Origin of the sequence: Hyphomicrobium sp. (assembly GCF_019744875.1) — a bacterium.
Taxonomy (GTDB): Bacteria; Pseudomonadota; Alphaproteobacteria; order Rhizobiales; family Hyphomicrobiaceae; genus Hyphomicrobium_C.
Genome location: NZ_JAIETU010000002.1, coordinates 987,274 through 1,004,335, shown reverse-complemented (window position 1 = coordinate 1,004,335; position 17,062 = coordinate 987,274). Strand labels below are relative to the sequence as shown.

Annotated in this window: 14 protein-coding genes; 6 read left to right on the top strand and 8 right to left on the bottom strand. The window is 63.1% G+C overall.

Going from position 1 to position 17,062, the window contains the following annotated elements:
* Positions 1-14 precede the first annotated feature (14 nt).
* Both K2Y42_RS04820 and K2Y42_RS04815 read left to right on the top strand, forming a co-directional pair.
* On the top strand, positions 15-1,262 hold the full coding sequence (locus tag K2Y42_RS04820) for a hypothetical protein (RefSeq protein WP_291149100.1): 1,248 nt from the start codon (positions 15-17) through the stop codon (positions 1,260-1,262).
* Positions 1,263-1,537: 275 nt separating this feature from the next.
* Positions 1,538-2,623 (top strand): hypothetical protein, encoded by a 1,086-nt coding sequence (locus tag K2Y42_RS04815; RefSeq protein WP_291149097.1) that lies wholly within the window; start codon positions 1,538-1,540, stop codon positions 2,621-2,623.
* 71 nt (positions 2,624-2,694) lie between these two features.
* On the opposite strand, the gene hemF is transcribed toward K2Y42_RS04815, so the two are convergent.
* Complete coding sequence (gene hemF / locus K2Y42_RS04810) at positions 2,695-3,606, bottom strand: oxygen-dependent coproporphyrinogen oxidase (RefSeq protein WP_291150187.1); 912 nt, start codon at positions 3,604-3,606, stop codon at positions 2,695-2,697.
* Positions 3,607-3,798: 192 nt separating this feature from the next.
* Here hemF and K2Y42_RS04805 point away from each other — a divergent pair, with 192 nt between their 5' ends.
* Positions 3,799-5,640, top strand: a complete 1,842-nt coding sequence (locus K2Y42_RS04805) for an ABC transporter ATP-binding protein (protein ID WP_291149095.1) — start codon at positions 3,799-3,801, stop codon at positions 5,638-5,640.
* Positions 5,641-5,694: 54 nt separating this feature from the next.
* On the opposite strand, the gene K2Y42_RS04800 is transcribed toward K2Y42_RS04805, so the two are convergent.
* The 3 genes from K2Y42_RS04800 to K2Y42_RS04790 all read right to left on the bottom strand — a co-directional run bounded on the left by K2Y42_RS04800 (position 5,695) and on the right by K2Y42_RS04790 (position 10,651).
* Positions 5,695-7,902: a TonB-dependent receptor gene (locus tag K2Y42_RS04800; protein ID WP_291149094.1), complete on the bottom strand. Its 2,208-nt coding sequence runs from the start codon at positions 7,900-7,902 to the stop codon at positions 5,695-5,697.
* A 304-nt stretch (positions 7,903-8,206) separates the two neighbouring features.
* The gene (locus K2Y42_RS04795; protein ID WP_291149091.1) at positions 8,207-8,710 is read right to left on the bottom strand and encodes a nucleoside-diphosphate kinase; all 504 of its coding nucleotides are present in this window, start codon (positions 8,708-8,710) and stop codon (positions 8,207-8,209) included.
* A 465-nt stretch (positions 8,711-9,175) separates the two neighbouring features.
* Positions 9,176-10,651 carry a catalase gene (locus K2Y42_RS04790; protein WP_291149088.1) on the bottom strand — a complete coding sequence of 492 codons (1,476 nt, stop codon included), beginning with the start codon at positions 10,649-10,651 and terminating at the stop codon, positions 9,176-9,178.
* A gap of 236 nt (positions 10,652-10,887) precedes the next feature.
* Here K2Y42_RS04790 and K2Y42_RS04785 point away from each other — a divergent pair, with 236 nt between their 5' ends.
* The 3 genes from K2Y42_RS04785 to K2Y42_RS04775 all read left to right on the top strand — a co-directional run bounded on the left by K2Y42_RS04785 (position 10,888) and on the right by K2Y42_RS04775 (position 13,337).
* Positions 10,888-11,433 carry a heme NO-binding domain-containing protein gene (locus tag K2Y42_RS04785; RefSeq protein ID WP_291149086.1) on the top strand — a complete coding sequence of 182 codons (546 nt, stop codon included), beginning with the start codon at positions 10,888-10,890 and terminating at the stop codon, positions 11,431-11,433.
* A complete protein-coding gene (locus K2Y42_RS04780; RefSeq protein ID WP_291149084.1) occupies positions 11,430-12,956 on the top strand; it encodes a bifunctional diguanylate cyclase/phosphodiesterase in 1,527 nt (508 codons plus the stop codon). Before K2Y42_RS04785 ends, K2Y42_RS04780 begins: the two co-directional genes overlap by 4 nt.
* Positions 12,957-13,148: 192 nt before the next feature.
* The gene (locus tag K2Y42_RS04775) at positions 13,149-13,337 is read left to right on the top strand and encodes a hypothetical protein (protein ID WP_291149082.1); all 189 of its coding nucleotides are present in this window, start codon (positions 13,149-13,151) and stop codon (positions 13,335-13,337) included.
* Positions 13,338-13,349: 12 nt separating this feature from the next.
* On the opposite strand, the gene dprA is transcribed toward K2Y42_RS04775, so the two are convergent.
* The 4 genes from dprA to ruvX form a co-directional block, all read right to left on the bottom strand.
* Complete coding sequence (gene dprA, locus K2Y42_RS04770; RefSeq protein ID WP_291149080.1) at positions 13,350-14,552, bottom strand: DNA-processing protein DprA; 1,203 nt, start codon at positions 14,550-14,552, stop codon at positions 13,350-13,352.
* The gene (plsY, locus tag K2Y42_RS04765) at positions 14,539-15,228 is read right to left on the bottom strand and encodes a glycerol-3-phosphate 1-O-acyltransferase PlsY (protein ID WP_291149078.1); all 690 of its coding nucleotides are present in this window, start codon (positions 15,226-15,228) and stop codon (positions 14,539-14,541) included. The genes dprA and plsY overlap by 14 nt, the downstream gene beginning before the upstream one ends.
* Positions 15,229-15,449: 221 nt before the next feature.
* On the bottom strand, positions 15,450-15,908 hold the full coding sequence (locus K2Y42_RS04760) for a MarR family winged helix-turn-helix transcriptional regulator (RefSeq protein ID WP_291149075.1): 459 nt from the start codon (positions 15,906-15,908) through the stop codon (positions 15,450-15,452).
* Between the two features lie 533 nt (positions 15,909-16,441).
* Positions 16,442-16,957 (bottom strand): Holliday junction resolvase RuvX, encoded by a 516-nt coding sequence (gene ruvX / locus K2Y42_RS04755; RefSeq protein ID WP_291149073.1) that lies wholly within the window; start codon positions 16,955-16,957, stop codon positions 16,442-16,444.
* Positions 16,958-17,062 lie beyond the last annotated feature (105 nt).

The window sequence follows — 17,062 nt, the reverse complement described above, 5'->3', positions numbered from 1 at the left end:
CGAAGGATTGCAGAATGGACCGCCGTTACATCCGGGTAGCGCCCGCTTCGACGCTTCGGCGGCGGTTGGGACTGCTCGCCCTGCTGGCCGTCGCAGCGCTGTGGAGCCTCCCGTCGCCCGCTGGCGCGCGCACCTCGCAGGACTTCGCCCGCACGCTTACGAGCGCCGACCGCGCGCTCTTCGAGGAACATCTCTCCGCCAAGGCGACGCACGATTTCAAGAGCGACGCTTATTGGCGCGGCGTCTCCGACAAAAAATCCCTGCGGCGCGGCAAACGGAACCGGGGCGAGACGGTCTCTGCCAAGGATTACGTCACGACCTTTCCGCCGAAGTACGACGGCCCGGAGCTGCCCGCGGCACTCGCCAAACGCTGGCAGGCGTTCCAGGAGCAGGACGACAAGAAAAAGGACCGCGAGCCGCCGAAGCCGAAACCGGGCATTGCCGAGTTCCTGGAGTTCGCCGAAGCCGAATACGGGTTCCAGCCCGAACGCATTCCCGAGCGCGAGTTCAAGCTGCGCTACGCCCGCGAGGCTTTGAGGCTTGGATTGACCGGCGATCAGGTGGTGCGCGTCTACGCGCTCGAAACCAGCGGGCTCGGCACGGCCGACATGATATCCGGCATCCACCCGATCAAGAAAACGGGCACGCCGATTTCCACCGCCGTCGGCTACGCCCAGCTTCTCGTCGCCAACACAACGGACGAGCTGGTCAAGCACGGGCCCAAGTTTCTCGCCCGCCTGCAGGCCATGGCCACCGATCGCAACTATGACGCCGCCCGCCGCCGCGCCCTCGCGATCAAGCACGACAAGCTCGCGACCATGCTGAAGGCCGCGCGCGCGATCCCCCATCGCTGGGATCAGCATGTTGCCTTCGCCCGCACGCAACGCGGCATGGGCATTCATGCCATCAACCTGGACGGCGACATCGGCCCATGGCTTCAGGTCGTGAAGCTGCACGGGCTCAAGGAGATGGCGGACAAGGCCGGCATGAGCAACCTGACCGGAGCCGAGATCGAGCTAATGAATCTGGCAGGCCCCGGCACCGCGCTTGAGATGATGCGCCCGGCGGCAAAGAACGCCGCGACCACGAACTTCTTCGAGCGCTCGGCCTATTTCCGCAACACCATCGTGCGCGACAAAACGAGCGCCGAGCTTCTGGTCGCGCTCGACAAGCGCATGGACCAGAACCTGGTGAACTCCGGCGCCATCGAGTTCGCCGAGACTTTCCGCGAGGCCGCGTCTCAGGTCGGGTCCCGGCGATAGCGCAAAGACGTCAGAAAATGCGCTTCGTTGAAGCAAGCGATTGCCGGAGCAAAATTCCCGCAATAAGGCAGACATCTGGCCTTTAAGCGCACGTGATGCTGGCAGTAGTGAGCGCCCGTCGGCGTCGGCGCGGCGCCCGCCTCCCCATAACGCGTTCGTGTGCCGGACCAGGCAGATCCGGTGGCATCTTTGCTGCGTAGGTGCTGTTCGACGCTGTCGAATGGCCAATGGTCTTCGGCTCTCGATCGAACTCAATCCGCTTGAGGTCCGCGCCGGTGAGAGCATTTTCTTCTATTGCAGTGGTGGCCTCAGCGTTGCTTGCCGCGTTGGCGGGCTGCAGCGACGACAGTCCGCCGCCGGCGTCGAAGTCGGAGAAGGCGGTCAAGCTGGACGTCAAACAAGCCGCAGACATCCGCAAGATCAAATGGCTCGAGGTGGGCGACCGCACGAAGCCGGAGACGTGGCTTGCCTATCTTGATGCTGGCGATGGCGAGCCGGATGAGGACACGCGCGCACGCTTTCGCGTTCTCGTCACGCTCGTGTCTCAGACCTACATGGAAAACCGTCGGATGGTCGCCAACCGCATCGCCCAGCTTGGCAAGATGGTGCATGGCGGCGCGCAGCCTGAAACGCCCATGCAGCTTTTGGAAGGCTTCTTGAGCATTCCGGTGCGCTCGGGAACCGGCGGCGAGCGCATCCTGTCGGATTTCGCCTCCCACTACGTCAACTTGCGCCGAGGCGGGCAAACCCGCGAGCAGGCGCTGGAGGAACTGAGAAGAGGCCAGCCGGCCATTAATGTCGAAGCCCTGGTGCGGAGCGCGAAGATGGACCCGGAGCCGGACGACGTCGAAGTCTCCGCAGCTCCCGATCAAAGCGATGCGCCGCCGCAAGCGTCTGCGATGGAGCGGGTCGTCGTCGATGTGGCCCGCGTGACGTCGGCAATGGATGCTGCTGAAGCCCGCGACTACATCGCGATCGCATCGCGCTTGGGCGCGTTCGCCATGCCGGACGAGACGCCGAAGATCGAACGCCTTGCAACTGAGGAAATCGAACGCGTCATCTGCCGGGGGCAGAGATGCGGCGCTGTTGCGTTCTTCGATGACCGGACGAAGACCGTCTACGTCGACGATCGGCTCGACCTCTCACAAAACCTCGCGGCCCGAAGCTTCGTGGTTCATGAGGTCGTCCACTTCCTTCATCTTCAGGCCGGCAAGCTATCGCCCGACATGACGTGCGAAGCGAGACTGAACCTCGAGAAAGAAGCTTATGAGGTTCAGAACGCTTTCCTGGCCCAGAACGGCTCGCTCGAGCGGATCGGGACGAGACTTCTGCAATCGATGTGCCGCGGCGCGGCACAATAGCACGCGATGCTTGGGAAGCGCGTCTCGTCCTCAAACGCGCTCCCTCACATGCGGTCCCGGGCCGACAGCCCTTACGGCCACTTCACCACAGGCGGCAGCGACGACAGGATGCTGTCGACGTTTCCGCCGGTCTTGAGACCGAACACCGTGCCGCGATCGTAGAGCAGGTTGTACTCGACGTAGCGCCCGCGCCGGACGAGCTGCTCTTCGCGGTCGGCGTCCGTGAACTTCATCGTGTAGTTGCCGCGCACCAGCATCGGGTAGACGCGCGCGAAGGCCCGTCCCACGTCCTGCGAGAACGCCAGGCCTTCTTCCCATCCGCCTTGCTCGGGCGTCGGCGTGATGTAGTCGTAGAAGATGCCGCCGATGCCGCGCGCTTCCTTGCGGTGCGGAAGATAGAAATACTCGTCGCACCATTTGCGCAGCTTCGCATAATCGGCGATGCCCTCGTGTGCCGCGCACGCGCCGTACATCGTGGCGTGGAAAGCGAGGCTGTCCGCATCCTCTTCCTTGCGCCGCCGGTCGAGCACGGGCGTCAGGTCCGCGCCGCCGCCGAACCACCACTTGCTGGTCACGACCATGCGCGTGTTCATGTGCACCGCCGGCACGTTCGGGTTCTGCGGATGCGCAATCAGCGAGATGCCCGAAGCCCAGAAGCGCGGATCCTCGTCGGTGCCCGGGATCTGCTTGCGGAACTCAGGCGCGAACTCGCCGTACACGGTCGACGTGTGCACGCCCACTTTCTCGAATACACGGCCCTTGAGGATGCTCATCTTGCCGCCGCCGCCCGGCGCGCCCGTGTGGTCAGCGCGCTCCCACGGCGTCTGCACGAAACGCGCGGCCGGCTCGTCCCCCAGCGGCGCCGTGGCCGGAAGATCCGCCTCGAGCTGCTCGAAGGAGGCGCAGATCTGGTCGCGGAGCGTCTGGAACCAGGCTTCGGCCTTGGCTTTCTTCGCTTCGATGTCCTGTCCCGCGTCCGTCATGCCCGCGTCCGTCATGGTTGTCTTTTCCTCGTCAGTGTCCCACATGAGCCATGTGTGTCCCACATGAGCCTTGGCCATCGTTTAGGCACCATGGTCGGGTAGCGCATACCTTGATCCAGGACAAACGAGAAGGGGGTCGCAGCTCAAAGGGTTGCGGGCCCTCGTCGCGCCGGTGGCAAGAGAAAGAGCTTGATGTTCCGTTGGTTTGAAACCCGAATTGACCCCTTTGCACCGGCCCCGCAGGAACGTCCGCCCGCCAACATTGCCGCGTTTTATTGGCACTACATCAAGCCCGTCTGGCGCCCCTTCGCCGTGCTCCTCGTCATCGGCTTCTTCGGGTCGGTGATCGAAGTCCTGCTGATGGCCTTTGTCGGCAACCTCGTCGACCTGATGCGCGCGGCCAGTTCGCCGCAGGCCTTCTTTTCCGAAAACGCCGTCGTTCTGACGCTGATGGCCATTGTGGCCGTGGTCGCCCGGCCGGCGGTGTCGACCGTCCACGATCTGGTCAAGAACCAGATGATCACGCCGTCGGTCACGACGCGCATCCGGTGGCAAACGCACACCTATGTTCTGAGGCAGTCGCTCGGCTTCTTCCAGAACGACTTCGCGGGCCGCATTTCGACGCGCATCATGCAGACCGGCGCCTCCCTGCGCGACTCCGTCGTGCAGGGCGTGGATGCCATCTGGTACATGGCCGTGCACGTCGTCGGTGCGCTCGTGATCTTCTGGGAGGCGGACGCGCGCCTCGTGATTCCGCTGTTGGCGTGGATCGGCCTCTATGCCGTCGTGCTACGCACCTTCGTGCCGCGCATCCAGAAGCTCTCGACCGAAGCCTCCGAAGCACGCTCCTGGCTTACGGGCCGTGTTGTGGACAGCTTCACCAACATCCTGACCGTCAAGCTCTTTGCCCACGCCGAGCGCGAGGAGGCCTACGCCCGCGAGGCCATGCAGGCCCATCTCGAACGCCACCAGGCGTCGCTGCGCAATCTCACCGTCATGGAGTTCGTGCTCTACACGCTGAACGGTGCACTGCTGGTGTCGGTGGCAGCGCTGGCGCTCTGGCTTTGGAGCCACGACGCCGTCACCATGGGCGCCATCACCGTCGCCATGACGCTGTCGATCCGCATCATCGCCATGTCTGGGTGGATCCTCTTCACGGTCGCCGGCATCTTCGAGAACATCGGCGTCGTGCACGAGGGCATGCAGACCATTTCGCGCGACTATGAGGTCGTCGACAAGCCCGGCGCGCCGAAGCTCGAAGTGCCCAAAGGCGAGATCCGCTTCGAGGACGTCCGCTTCCACTACGGCAAGACGAAAAGCGTGATCGAGGAGGTCGCCCTCACCATCAAGCCGGGCGAGAAGGTCGGCATCGTCGGCCGGTCCGGCGCGGGTAAATCGACGCTCGTCAACCTGCTCCTGCGCTTCTACGACGTGGAAGCGGGGCGCATTCTGATCGACGGCCAGGACATCTCGCAGGTCACGCAGGAAAGCCTGCGCGCCAACATCGGCCTGGTAACGCAGGACACCTCGCTGCTGCACCGCTCGGTACTCGACAACATCCTCTACGGCCGCCCGGAGGCGGGCGAGGCGCAGGCCATCGCGGCCGCCAAGCGCGCCCACGCCCACGACTTCATTCAGGGTCTCGAAGACATGAACGGCCGCCAGGGCTATCAGGCCCATGTCGGCGAGCGCGGCGTCAAGCTGTCCGGCGGCCAGCGCCAGCGCATCGCCATCGCGCGCGTGCTGCTCAAGAACGCGCCGATCCTGGTGCTCGACGAAGCGACGAGCGCGCTCGACAGCGAGGTCGAAGCCGCCATTCAGGAGAGCCTGTCGGCGCTCATGGGTGGCAAGACGGTGATCGCCATCGCCCACCGCCTGTCGACGATCGCCGCCATGGATCGCCTGATCATCATGGACGAGGGGCGCATCGTCGAGCAGGGCAGCCACGCAGAGCTGCTCCGCCGCGGCGGCCTCTACGCGAGCCTCTGGGCCCGCCAGTCCGGCGGCTTCCTGACCGAGGACGCCGCGGAATGACAAAATCCCGGCCTCCTCGCGGAAGCCGGGATTTGCAGATCCGTCACGTCGAGCTCAGTACTGAGCTCGCAGCGTCAAACCGAATTGGCGTTCCTCGCCAATGAAGGCGTAGGCGGGGGAAATACGACCGCCGTCAACCTCGTTCACACTGGTGAGATAGTGTTCGTCGAAGAGGTTTTTAGCAAAGAGCGTGAGCGTATAGTTCTCCCACTCCCAGCCTACTTGCGCGTCGACGATGGTGTAGGCGTCCACATACCCTGTTGAGACGTTCGCGATGTTGCCCGAGCTGTAATAGCCGTCGATATGGCGCACATCTGCACCTGCGAACCAGCCGGTGGGAGAGCGGTACATGGCACCAGCGGCGATCGTGAAAGCAGGCGCTTCCGGATACTCGTTGCCTGAGTGGTCGGTTGCGGGCGATCCAATGACAATATCATCGAACTTGGTCTTTAGCAGACCGACAGAACCATAGAGGTGCAACGGAGCAATCGGCCGCCAGCGCGCCTCCAGCTCTGCGCCGTACGAATGAGAGCTGCCGGCATTGTAAATTGCCTGCACCCCATAGGTCGGCGTCAAGACAGCGACCTGCTGATCCGTATAGTCGTTGTAGAAGACGTTGGCATTGAAATCGAGCGTCTTGCCGAGCCAAGTCGACCGGTAAGACAGCTCGTACGTATCGACAAACTCGGGATCGACAGTCGATTCAATAGTCGTCCCAAACGCCCGAATGATCTGCTGATAGCCGGTGCGATAGCCCTTGTTATAGGTAGCGCCCACGGTCTGATTTGATGCCAGGTCGTAAGTGATGCCAAGCTTCGGAAGAAACTCTTCGAAAGTCGCCTTGGTTGAATCTTGTTGAGGAACGTAGCCTGTCTCGAGGTTGATACTATCTTCCTCCGTCTCGATTGTATCCCGGAGTAGGCGGCCGCCGCCGATGAGGGACCAGGGACCCCAGCGATAGCGAAGATCCGCGTACGCAGCGAGATTGGTGGTCTCGGACCCGAATGTTCCATAGCCATAGAGAACTGGATAATCAGGATAACCAGGACCAAAGAAGTACTCCAAGACAGCGGTCGAGTGCCCGAAGTTGTCTCGTTTCAGGTGTCCATATGAAAGGCCGACGACGCCTGAAACTCCGTTGCCGCTGTTGTCGATCTCAAGCCGAAGATCCTGAGTGAAGTCCGTCGCATTCGTGTTGTCGCCGTAACGGCTGAGGGCAGCTCCAGGAGCGGTCTTGATCGTGTTCTGAGTATCAGCAAAGGCGGTCACACTTCGTACCGTGAGGCCGGGCATGAACTCATACGAGATGTCGGAAGCATAATTATTGGCCCACCCTTCACGAAAATCGGTGAAGTCCGAGGTCGCATCAAGCCGCCGGCCAAAATTCGGGCCGGATACCTGGGCGCTGCCAGGCTGGTCGGTAGTTCGCGCAACCGTGAAGAGGGCGCTAAACCCTGGCAGGCTGTCGGGCTCGATCAGGAGCTTGCCGCGCAGCGTGTCGTAAGCATCGTCGCCCAACTGTGCATTGTAGGGATCCGAGTAGCTGATGCCGCGATTCTGCTCGGTTTTGTATCCGGAGATACGGAATGCGGACTGACCGGCCACGATTGGTGCGTTGAGCACAAACCCCGCGCCGTAGAGATCGTTGGTGCCGATCGTGCCCTCGACGACAGCGCCAAGCTTATACGTCGGGTCGTTGGTCTTGACGATCACCGTGCCGCCGAGCGCGTTGCGACCCTGAAGCGTCGATTGCGGGCCACGCAGCACTTCAACCTGCTCTACGTCCCACAGTGCGCGCGCTCCGCGACGAACGGTATCTGGATTCTGCGTAACGCCGTCAACGACAACTCCTATGAGAGGGACTGCCGAGATGTGTTGCTGTCCTGTCTGACCTTCAGAGTTCAAGCCTCGAATGACAAAGCCGGTGTTCGGATCCTCGGACGTAATGACGTTGGCGGTCTGCTCGACTGCTTCGTCGAGATCGCGAATTTCCCGCTCTTCGATATCCTGCCCGGTCACGATGCCGACGCTGGTTGTGGTATTCCGAAGGGTTCGCGTGATCTTCTCGCCTTCGACCACTTGCTGCTCGATGACCGGTTGGCTCGCCTGCTGCGGTGCGCTCTTGCGCAGCTTCTCTTTCTTGACGTTGCGCTTGGCAGGCGCCTCGACGACCAGTCCCGGGAGCTCGATCGTCTCGGCCTCGGCCGCAGCGCCGGTCTCCTGCGCGATGAGCGGATGCGCCCATCCGAACGCAACGATCAACGCAAATGTCGATGAACTCAATTTTATGACGTGCACAGCAATTCCCCCAACGCGATCCGTTGGATGCAACTAAGCCGAGGGAAAACGGAATGTCGACTCAAAAAGTAATGTTTTATGTGGCGAGGAGGCGACATCCCTAAGTAGCCGACAAGCGCGCCGCACGGGCGATGAGGAAGACGCAGCAGGCGAGGAGATTTTCCCGCGTCGGTTCGCTCTTATCCCGCCTCGACGAAGCGCCACCGCACTCCCGAGATCCGCACGCAGCGTTTTGGTCCGGATCTCGGAGTGCAGCGCTACCCAGCGATCAGGCCGCGCTCGGCCCGGGATCGTCGTCCGTAACGCACGCGGCTGCTGCAGTCACGGCATGCGAGCCCGATCGGAACCGAACCACATTGGCAGTTGCCGCAGCGTGCTCTCTGCGCCGGGCGCTTTCCGGTTGGTACAAAACCTTTTCGAGCCGAAGCGGCTCGATGATGCCGTTCGGCTTTCTGAGCGGATAAATGTCGCCCTCCTTGAGACCCAGCAGGGCAAGTCCGCGCATCGTCGTGACCGGAAGCGACAAGCCGTGCGTCGACGATTTCTCGTCGCGTGAGAGCACGCGCTGCTCGGCGTTGCCGCCGCCGACACTGAATGCGATCCGGCTGTCGATCGTTGCGATGCGCGCAGGGATCAGTTCTGTCGGAACGACGTTGGCGGTTTCAAGCTTGTGCCGGAGCAGATGAACGTAGTCATCGGCATGGCGCTGGTCTTTAAGCAGAGATTCCAGGAACAGATGGTCCCGGGCCGTCAGGTGTACGGTTGATGTCATGGCAAACTCCATCGGGCCGGGTGTTCGATCCGGCCGTGGCTCAAGCATTTCCCGACGCGGCGGAGACCGCCTCGTCGAAGGAAAATGCGACAAACAAAAACCTGGAGCGCCCTATCCGATGTCAACGGAACGGGAGCGCGCACGAGGTTTCAGCGATGCGGTGTGGAGAGAATGTCCCTGGCCTCGGGGATCGATAGGCCGAGCCAGGGCTACGCGCCTGCGATGAGGCGGCCCGACTTGAAATTCAGCATTGGCACGGCGACGGAATGCATGGCGCCCGATCCTGATGACGAGCCCATCATAACAGATCTGGAAAAAAATGGGAGCGGCACGAAGCGCGCCTTTGCGTCTCACGCGCATGCGCTGAGATAGGCGCCGCCCAAGCAAAAAAGCCAGGGCGTCTCTCCTCCGTCATGCAACGGAAGCGAGACGCCCTGGCAATCGCGTGTTCGAAATCGGCGGCGCTTACTCGGCCGCGATCGCGACCGGCAGATCGTTCTTCGAGAGGCCCATGCGCTCGGCCACTCCGAGGCCGTACTTGGGATCCGCCTTGTAGAAGTGGCCGACCTGGCGCTTGACGATTTCCACCGGCACGCCCTGCATGGCGGCGGCGATGTTGTCCATCAGGCGGCCCTGCTGCTCGGCGTTCATCAGGCGGAACAGGTTGCCCGGCTGCGTGTAGTCGTCGTTGCCGTCGCGGTGATTGAAGCGATCGGCAGCACCCTCGAGAGCCAGCGGCGGCTCAGCGAAACGCTTGTCCTCGGCCGGGCCGTCGAACGAGTTCGGTTCGTAGTAGACGTTCGAGTTGCCGGTGTCGTTCTGGAAGAACCGCATCGCGCCGTCCTTGTGGTAGTGGTGCACCGGGCACTTCGGCGCGTTGACGGGCAGATGCTCGTAGTGCGTGCCGAGCCGGTAGCGGTGGGCGTCCGCATACGAGAAGATGCGGGCCTGCAGCATCTTGTCGGGCGAGAAGCCGATGCCGGGAACGATGTTCTTAGGCGCGAGCGCGAGCTGCTCGATCTCGGCGAAGTAGTTGTCCGGGTTGCGGTTCAGCTCCAGCACGCCGACTTCAATCAGCGGGAACTCGCCGTGCGGCCAGACCTTCGTGAGATCGAAGGGATTGTAGCTGGTGTGCTTGGCCTGCTCCTCGGTCATCACCTGGACGTACATGGTCCAGCGCGGGAAGTTACCGGCTTCGAGCGCGCCGAACAGGTCTTCCTGCGTCGACTCGCGCGTCCGCCCGACAACGGCGGCGGCTTCCGCGTTCGTCCAGTGCTTGTGGCCCTGCTGGGACTTGAAATGGAACTTCACCCAGTGGCGCACGCCCTCCGCGTTGATGAAAGAGAACGTGTGCGAGCCGAAGCCGTCGACGTGGCGCACGTCGGTCGGCAGGCCGCGATCCGACATCAGGATCGTCACCTGATGCAGGCTCTCCGGCGACAGCGACCAGAAATCCCACATGGCGGTGGGCGAGCGCATGTTGGTCTTCGGATGGCGCTTCTGCGTGTGGATGAAGTCGGGGAACTTGAGCGGGTCGCGCACGAAGAATACGGGCGTGTTGTTGCCCACGAGGTCCCAGTTGCCTTCGTCCGTATAGAACTTGATCGCGAAGCCGCGCACGTCGCGCTCGGCATCGGCTGCGCCCTGCTCGCCGGCGACCGTCGAGAAGCGGAGGATCAGTGGCGTCTCCTTGCCGACCTTGGAGAAGATCGACGCCTTCGAATACTTCGTGATGTCGTGCGTCACCTTGAAGGTGCCGTACGCGCCCCAGCCCTTGGCATGCACGGTGCGCTCAGGAATGCGCTCGCGGTTCTGGTGGGCGAGCTTTTCGAGAAGATGGAAGTCCTGCAGCAGCAAGGGGCCGCGCGGGCCGGCCGACAACGAGTTTTGGTTGTCGGCGACGGGAGCGCCGTTGGTCGTTGTGAGCGTCGTTTTGGTCATGTCCATCCGCCTGTTTAGAGAGTTTCCAGACAAGTAGCAGGCGTATCGATAAGAGAAATTCATATTAGCAGATAGGATCGATAGGAAAAACTGATGCGACCTGCAGTCAATGCGGGAATTACTCCTCGCGTGGACAATCTGAGCGTGCACGAAGGTGTACTATCAGACGACGGCCCATAAACGGAAACATAACGTTTGATCGTCAGAATTTACGCGTCGATACGGGGGCGTTGACGATGAAGGGCATCGTATTCACGGAGTTTCTCGACTACGTCGGGTCAACCATAAGTAGCGACATGGTGGACGACATCATCGATGACTGCAGCTTCGAGCACGGCGGAGCGTTCACGGCGGTCGGAACGTACCCTTTCCAGGACATGGCAGCTCTCGTCAGTGCGCTTTCGAAGCGAACCTCGGTCCCCATGCCGAACCTGCTGCACGGGTTCGGCCGCTACTTGTGCGTCCGGTTTGCTGTCCTCTATCCGCAGTTCTTCGACGCGAAAGGGAGCCTGTTCGACTTCCTCGAAAGCGTGAACGATCAGATTCACGTCGAGGTCAAGAAGCTCTATCCCGACGCCGAGCTTCCGGCCTTCGACACCTATTCCCGATCCGGCGACCAGCTCGACCTCGATTACAAGAGCTGCCGGCCATTGGCGGCGCTCGCCGAGGGCATGATCGAGGCAGCCTCCGAGCACTATCGTGAGCCGGTCGCGGTCACGACCCAGAGGATCGGCGACGGCCCGGAGAGTTTTGTCAGATTTTCGATCAGGCACCACGCATGAACGGCGAGGGCGAAAGCAGCGACGACGAAAAGGTTCGGCGGCTGGAACGGCGCGTGGAACGCGAGCGTGCCGCGCGTCACGAGGCTGAAAAGCTCCTCGAGCAGAAATCGACCGAGCTCTACCACGCCAATCAGAAGCTCATCGCATTGGCCGAGGGGCTGGAGCAGCGCGTCGTTGAGCGCACGCAGGAATTGGTGACGGCGCGAGAGAACGCCGTCAGGCTCGCCGAACGCGATCAGTTGACCGGCTTGGCCAACCGCATGTGCTTCACGCGCCTTCTGACGGAGGCCATCGAAGGTTGGAGCGTCGGCAACCATCGCTTCGCGCTGTTGTTCATCGATCTCGACCGCTTCAAGGAAATCAACGACACCGTCGGCCACGACGCCGGCGACGCTGTGCTGCAGCACGCGGCGGCCATGATCAAGAAGGCCATTCGCGGACACGACATCGTCGCTCGCCTCGGGGGAGACGAGTTCGCCGTCATCTGCAACTTCATCGAGTCGCCGCGCGACGTGGAACGCGTCGCCGAGCGCATCATGGTCGAGTTCCAGAACGCTCTCGGCTTCCGCGGCAGGACATTGCCGGTCGCCTGCTCGATCGGCTCGGCGGTCGTGCCCGATGACGCCTGCAACATGATCGATCTGCAGCGCTTCGCCGATATTGCGCTCTATCGCTCGAAGGCATCCGGCCGCTCGGTCCACACCCCGTTCAGCGCGACGATGAACGAGGAGATCCACCAGCGCCAGACGCTCGAGAACGCTCTCAGGCTCGCCCTGCGCAACGGCGATATCGAGCCGTGGTATCAGCCCATTCGAAGTGTCAGCGCCGGAGACACGGTCGCGGCCGAAGTCTTGGCGCGCTGGCGCAAGGCCGACGGCTCGATCGCAACGCCAGACAAGTTCATCCGGGTGCTCGAAGAATGCGGTCTTATGCGCGAGCTCTTCGTGAGCGTGCTCTCCGCAAGCTGTCGCGCCGCGCGCCCTTGGGTCGAGCAGCAGCGATTGCAGTATCTTTCGGTCAACGTGTCGCCCGGCCAGTTCAAACTTGGATCGCTGCTGGACGACGTGACCGATATTCTCGAGTGCACCGGATTTCCGCATAACGCGCTCCAGCTCGAAATCACGGAAGAGGCGCTGATCTACGATCTGCATGCCGTCAGCAGCCAGCTCGAGGAGCTGAAGCAGCGCGGCGTGCGTATCGCTCTCGATGACTTCGGCAGCGGATACTCGAGCATCGGCTACCTGCGGCGCCTGCCGATCCATACGTTAAAGCTCGACCGGTCGTTGATCTCGGACGTCGCCACGGACGTCCGCGCGCGCGCGATCGTGAGCGCCATCGGAGAAATTGCGAAGGCGATCGGCGTCGAGCTCGTGGCCGAAGGCGTCGAGACAGAGGCGCAGGCGCTGTGGCTTGGCCGCGCGGGGTGCGATCTGCTGCAAGGCTATCTGTTCGGCAGGCCCGTATCGCGCGCGACCTTCGAAGAAGGGCTTTTGCGCTCTCAGCCGGAACACCTGACGGCCTGACGCGCGCGTCGTGCGCCAGGCCGTGCATCCCGCACCTCTTCGCCTGTACCAGCTTCCAAATCTGAGTTGCAACTTTAAGATATGGAAAAATAGCTTTGCAACCTATTAGGGCAGAATGTAGTTTGACGTCGGACGCTCGCGTCGGAGGGTGATTTGGGTTCACCCCAAGTTCGGCAACCACGAGGTTAGGCCGTGCGAAATACTTCAAAATCAGAATTGCAGTCGAGTTTCGGACCAAGTCAGCAGGACACTATTGAGTACATCTCGGAGATATTGCTTGAGATGAGGGATCTTGCAGCCAAGCATGATCTGAACACGCTGGAGCTGTTGTTGATCCTCGCCCACCGGGAAGCGGCACTGCGCGCACGCGACGGCCGCTGAGCCACCGCTGGGTCAGAGTTTGTCAGGATCGCGCGACACAAGTTGAAACCCGTGGCGGGTGATCTCGCCCGCGAGATCCAGTTCCATCAAGAGGACGCGCATCTCCCGCGCCCCGAGACCCGTTGCCCGGGCGAGTTCGTCGATGTCGATGGGATGCGGTCCAAGCGCGGCCAGCACGCGGTCGCCGTCGTTCGGCCCGAGCATGACCGGCGCCGCCGCCGCGCGTGCGCTCTGGTGGGAAGCCTCGCCCTGCTGCCAACTCTGGTCCCAAGTGTCCGGTGCGTGCTCCCGCAAAGCGGATGGCGTCAGTTGCGGGGCGAGTGCATCCAGCACGTCTTGCGGCTGCGTGACGAACGTCGCGCCGGATTTCAGGAGCTGGTTGGTCCCTTCCGCGCGTGGATCGAGCGGGTGGCCCGGTAGCGCGAATACTTCGCGGCCCTGCTCAGCGGCGAACCTCGCCGTGACGAGCGTTCCCGAACGCCGCGCCGCCTCGACGACGACGACCCCGAGCGACAATCCCGAAATCAGCCGATTGCGCCGCGGGAAATCCTTGCCACGCGGCACGAAGCCCGGGGGCTGCTCCGTCACGAGACACCCGGTTTCGCCGATCTCGGACTGCAGCGCCGCATGCTCCGGCGGATAGACGATGTCGATCCCGCCTGCGAGCACGGCGACGGTCCCGCGCCGCAGGCTCGCCTGATGCGCGGCCGCGTCGATACCGCGCGCGAGACCTGAGACGATCACAAAGCCCGCCTCGGAGAGGTCGCTGCCGAACAGGCGCGAGATCTTGAGCCCCGCGGCCGACGCATGACGCGATCCGACGATGGCCAGCGCTGGGCGCGCGAGCAGCTCGGCGCGGCCTTTGATGTAGAGCATCGGCGGCGGCGCATCGACGGCGGCCAGCGCCGCAGGATAGCCCGGCTCGATCGTGAACAACGGCGTTGCGCCTGCGCGCTGGGCGGCGGCGAGTTCCCGTTCGGCTTCGCCCTCGGGGCAAATCCGCAACGGCCGGCCTGAGCGCCGCGCCATCGTCGGCAGGGCCTTGAGCGCTTCGGACGCGCCGCCGAAATGATTGATCAACTCGCGGAACGTGACAGGACCAACCTGCGCCGAGCGGATCAGACGCAGGCAAGCCAGCCGCTCGCTGTCGCTCAGCGCGCAAACGGGAAGCGGCGCCGCCGTGAAGAGCGAGTGTGCGGCGTCACGCTTTGGCACCGATCTTGGGCTCCTCGCCCCTGAGAAGCCGCTGGATGTTCGCGCTGTGCTTCCAAAGCAGAATGATCGTCATCACCACGGCGAGCAGCGCCTCGATGACATGGCCGAGCGCAAACAGAGCGACCGGTGTGGCGACGCTGGCGGCGAGCGCCGAGGCCGACGAATAGCGCGTCAGATACGCAGTCGCGAGCCAGACGCCGCAAAAAATGAGCGCGCCCGGCCACACCAGCCCACCGATGACGCCGATGTAGGTCGCGACCCCCTTGCCGCCCTTGAAGCGCAGCCAAACCGGGAAGATGTGGCCGATGAAAGCCGCAAGTCCGGCGACCAGGGCGCCGTCGACGGCATACCCGTAAATCGCCCCGATCCGATAGCCGATTAGCACCGCCGCCGTGCCCTTGAGCCCGTCGAGCAGCAGCGTCAGCGCCGCCAGTCCCTTGTGGCCTGTGCGCAGCACGTTCGTGGCGCCGATATTGCCCGAGCCGATGGTGCGAATGTCGCCGAGGCCGGACAGGCGCGTCAGCAGAAGTCCGAATGGGATGGAGCCGAGGAAATAGCCGAGGGCAGCGGCGGCGCCGTAGGCGCTGAGGGCATCGGGAGGCAGAGCAGCTCCGAGCGCTGCCAGAACGACGCTCGCGAGCGTCGCGCCTGCGATGACAAAGAAGCCGCCAGCCATGCACCCACCCCCAGTCGCGTGCGCCTCCCAGTCGCGCACGCCTCAAAGGGTGGAAGCTAGTGGCACTCGCGGCGGCGGGCAACGGAGAGTTGCACGCGCGGGGCGGCATGTCGCGTCTCGTGCGCCACTTGGTGTGTTCCGCCCGCGTGGGAGCGGTTCCGCGCGTCGTCGGGCGGCGGTCCCGTGCTCAGGGGAGCATGGGACCCGCCTCCGGCCGGCGCTTAGCGGCCGTTGCGCTGCTCGGGGTCGACCGCGAGCACGATCCGCGACAGCGACTTCAGGAACAGTTCGCGCTGCGTGGGAGCGAGTGCGGCGAGGATCTTCTCGTCGGTGTTGCGAGCGGCGGGCTCAGCCATGCGCAAGGCGCTCTCGCCCTTGTCCGTGAGGCGCACGGCGTAGCGGCGGGCGTCGCGGCGGGTCCGGCGGCGCTGGACGAGACCGCGCGAGGTGAGGCGACGAACGATGTCGGCCATCGTCGAGCGGTCGATTCCCGTGCGCTCCACGAGCGTGGTCTGGCTCGGCTCGTCGCTGTTCGCGATGGCGTTCATGACGGCGAACTGGCGCGGCGTCAGCCCCACTTCGCCCACGCTGACTGCGAACATTTCGTCCGCGCACTGGCCGGCCCGGTGCAGCAGGTGCAGCGCAGACGACATGCGGTCGTCTCCAGCATCGTTTTTCATTGTTTTATCCATCCTTGGCCTGCCGCGTTAAAAGGAATTGAACGCTGCTGGGCGGGGGCCCGGCATCCAAAACCTCAATACGAGCAATTGTGCCGTGTAGATCTGATGTCTTCCGAAACTCACGACCCTGATTATGCGCGGTCGAATAGTTTTTGAAAGACTACGAAAGTTATCGGAGTCGGCTGTGCAGCCGGCATTGTCTCGAAAGACGACGACCCCATGTCTTTGATCCCATGTCTTCGACCGGCGGCGGGCATGAAGACAAGTGTTCACGATGTTTGTCTGCGCGGCGTGTGGTCACGCACGCAATGCGAGCAACGGACGTGAGTTTCATTGCGACATTGAATCCCGATAGTCCCCGGATCATTTCCTAGCGCATTCCATAATGCGCGAGAGCGATCCAGAGTTCCGGATAGTGATTACTTTTGGTCTTTTAAGTGGGATTTCGTGATCTGCACTGCGCGCTCAACCGATCTGATCTGAACCGCGGGTTCTGATCAGAAATGGTGCAAAAAAAACGACTGCCCGAAAATTCACTCGCTAAAACGCCGCATGCGATCGAGCGCGCCCTGCAGGATGAGCGTCGCCGCAAGCTTGTCGATCACCTCGCCGCGCCGCTTCCGGCTGGCATCGGCTGCGATCAGCATCCGCTCCGCTTCGGACGTCGTGAGCCGCTCGTCCCACAGCAGGATCGGCAGCGGGCAGAGTGCGTTGACGTTGCGCGCGAACGCACGCGTTCCCTGTGCGCGTGGGCCTTCGGTGCCGTCGAGGTTGACCGGAAACCCGAGCACGAAACCGGCGACCGCGTGCTCCCGGGCGAGCTCCAGCAGCCGGACGGCATCGACCGAGAACTTCGTGCGCCGGATGGTTTCGAGCGCCGAGCCGATGGTCCGCGTCACGTCGCTGAGCGCGAGCCCGATCGTCTTCGTGCCCGCATCGATGCCGATCAGGCGGCCGGGCCCGATCAGGCCCGCGAAGGTTTCTGCGTCTCCGAGGGTCGTGCCCCGCACGACAGGTGCGGGCTCAGCGGTCATGGGCGCCTCGGTCATGGGGGCCCCGGTTGTGCGCGTCAGTCTTGTGTGTGGTCATACGGCCTTATACGACGCCCGGACCGAGATGCGAACAGCGGGTTGACCGGGCCACACGGAGGGAAT

Bases quoted from the DNA above. Each gene is read 5' to 3' on its own strand.
- K2Y42_RS04795 (WP_291149091.1), bottom strand. From the start codon at position 8,710: ATGACATCAACCGTACACCTGACGGCCCGGGACCATCTGTTCCTGGAA.
- hemF (WP_291150187.1), bottom strand. From the start codon at position 3,606: ATGACGGACGCGGGACAGGACATCGAAGCGAAGAAAGCCAAGGCCGAA.
- K2Y42_RS04820 (WP_291149100.1), top strand. From the start codon at position 15: ATGGACCGCCGTTACATCCGGGTAGCGCCCGCTTCGACGCTTCGGCGG.
- K2Y42_RS04790 (WP_291149088.1), bottom strand. From the start codon at position 10,651: ATGACCAAAACGACGCTCACAACGACCAACGGCGCTCCCGTCGCCGAC.
- K2Y42_RS04780 (WP_291149084.1), top strand. From the start codon at position 11,430: ATGAACGGCGAGGGCGAAAGCAGCGACGACGAAAAGGTTCGGCGGCTG.
- K2Y42_RS04785 (WP_291149086.1), top strand. From the start codon at position 10,888: ATGAAGGGCATCGTATTCACGGAGTTTCTCGACTACGTCGGGTCAACC.
- ruvX (WP_291149073.1), bottom strand. From the start codon at position 16,957: ATGACCGAGGCGCCCATGACCGCTGAGCCCGCACCTGTCGTGCGGGGC.
- K2Y42_RS04760 (WP_291149075.1), bottom strand. From the start codon at position 15,908: ATGAAAAACGATGCTGGAGACGACCGCATGTCGTCTGCGCTGCACCTG.
- K2Y42_RS04805 (WP_291149095.1), top strand. From the start codon at position 3,799: ATGTTCCGTTGGTTTGAAACCCGAATTGACCCCTTTGCACCGGCCCCG.
- plsY (WP_291149078.1), bottom strand. From the start codon at position 15,228: ATGGCTGGCGGCTTCTTTGTCATCGCAGGCGCGACGCTCGCGAGCGTC.